The 1,897-nt window shown below is 67.8% G+C and carries 2 protein-coding genes and 1 pseudogene; 2 read left to right on the top strand and 1 reads right to left on the bottom strand.

The annotated features are described in order from the left end of the window. Positions 1 to 102 precede the first annotated feature (102 nt). Positions 103 to 489, bottom strand: a complete 387-nt coding sequence (locus AX685_RS20080) for a hypothetical protein (RefSeq protein ID WP_066491984.1) — start codon at positions 487 to 489, stop codon at positions 103 to 105. Positions 490 to 658: 169 nt separating this feature from the next. On the opposite strand from AX685_RS20080, the gene AX685_RS20075 reads away from it, so the two are divergent. Beyond that, positions 659 to 1,639 (top strand): cysteine synthase A, encoded by a 981-nt coding sequence (locus AX685_RS20075; protein ID WP_066491981.1) that lies wholly within the window; start codon positions 659 to 661, stop codon positions 1,637 to 1,639. A 16-nt stretch (positions 1,640 to 1,655) separates the two neighbouring features. Continuing rightward, positions 1,656 to 1,897 (top strand): annotated as a pseudogene (locus AX685_RS20070) (hypothetical protein); the annotation flags it as partial.

The following is a 1,897-nucleotide window of genomic DNA, read 5'->3' as shown; positions in this document are numbered from 1 at the left end:
AAGGCATGGTAGGGCGTGGCGGGGCGCGGTGCCGGTGCGATACGCATAAAAAAGCCCTTCCCGCGATGGCGCGGGAAGGGCGTTGAACGATGGGATATGCGATCAGGAGTGGCAGGCGATCGCCGACTTGCCCGGGCGCGTCAACGTGACCTCGCTGGTCGAACCGGTCAGCGACCAGCCGCCGTCCGCGGTCAGCGGCTTGCCGGCTTCCGCGCCCTTCAGCATGGTGGGGGTGCCGCCCTTTTCGGTGCGCACGACCACCTGCTTGTCGCCCTGGAAGAAGGTGACGTAGACGAGGCTGCCGTCCTTGCAGCGCATCGTCTTGTCCGCCTTGATCGCGGGCGGCAGCTCGACCGGCGCGGCATTGGCCAGCGTCGACGCCATCGGATCGGGGTTGGAATCCAGCACCTGCGGCTTGGACGGTTCGGAGTTGCATGCTGCGAGCGCGAAGATCGCGGCGGCGACGGGAAGAAGGGGGAGCGTCTTCATAGCCCATATCGCTTCGCTTATGCGGAAAAATACGTCAAGGGCGGGATGCAAACGACCGGCTTTTCCGCAGGCGCGAACGGTCGCTGTCCCGCGACTCAAAGGCGGGCCATCGGGCGCGAAAGTTTTTCGATCGCTTGCGCCGCGCGGGCTGCGCAAGCATCTAGGCGCCATGCATACGACCCCCGATACGCTGGCCCTGATCGGCAATACCCCGCTCGTCCGGCTGAAGGGGCCGAGCGAGGCGACCGGCTGCGACATCTTCGGCAAGTGCGAGTTCGCGAACCCCGGCGCCAGCGTGAAGGATCGCGCGGCGCTGTCGATCGTCGAGGATGCCGAGGAGCGCGGGCTGCTGACCCCCGGCGGCACGATCGTCGAGGGGACGGCGGGCAATACCGGGATCGGCCTGGCGCTGGTCGCCAACGCCAAGGGATACCGGACGATCATCGTCATGCCCGACACCCAGTCCAAGGAGAAGATGGACACGCTGCGCGCGCTGGGGGCGGAGCTGGTGACGGTACCGGCCGCGCCCTATTCCTCGCCCTGCCATTTCGTCCACACCTCGCGCCGGATCGCGGAGGAGACGCCGGGCGCGATCTGGGCCAACCAGTTCGACAATATCGCCAACCGCCGCGCGCATATCACCGGCACCGCCGAGGAGATCTGGGCGCAGATGGACGGGCGGGTCGACGGCTTCACCTGCGCGGTCGGCACGGGCGGCACCTTCGCGGGCGTCGGCCTGGGGCTGAAGGCGAAGGACGAGGCCGTGTGCATCGCGCTGAGCGATCCGCACGGCGCGGCGCTGTACGATTATTACGCACATGGCGAACTGAGGTCCGAAGGGTCGTCGGTCGCCGAAGGGATCGGGCAGGGGCGGATCACCGCCAATCTGGAGGGCGCGCCGGTCGACACGCAATTCCGTATCCCCGACCAGGAGGCGCTCGACTGGGTCGACCGGCTGCTGCGCGAGGAAGGGCTGTGCCTGGGGCTGTCGTCGGGCATCAACGTGGCGGGCGCGGTACGGCTGGCGCGCGAGCTGGGACCGGGCAAGCGGATCGCGACGATCCTGTGCGACACCGGTTTCCGCTATCTTTCGACCCTCTACGATCCGGCATGGCTGACCGCGAAGGGGCTGGTGCGGCGTACCGCGTGAGCGCGGGAATCGACACATGCGCGACGATGAGATAGAGTCGCGCGACGAAATGAAGGTTCCGCATCGCGACAAGGACAGCGCCGAGCGCGCACAGGCCGATCAGGTGCGACAGCGCGTGCGCGTCGGGATGAGCGGGCTGGCCGCGATCGTCCTGCTGATCGGGCTTGCCAGCGCGGTCTTCTCCAGCGTCGATCACAACAGCGCGACAAAGGCCGCCGCCGGTGCGATCGACCCGGCGGGTGTCGTCGCCAACGAAGC

This window comes from Sphingomonas sp. CCH9-F2 (assembly GCF_001556735.1).
In the GTDB taxonomy this organism is placed as follows: domain Bacteria; phylum Pseudomonadota; class Alphaproteobacteria; order Sphingomonadales; family Sphingomonadaceae; genus Sphingomonas; species Sphingomonas ginsenosidimutans.
Note: the sequence above shows the minus strand (reverse complement) of the source record. Positions and strands in the feature narration are given on the sequence as shown.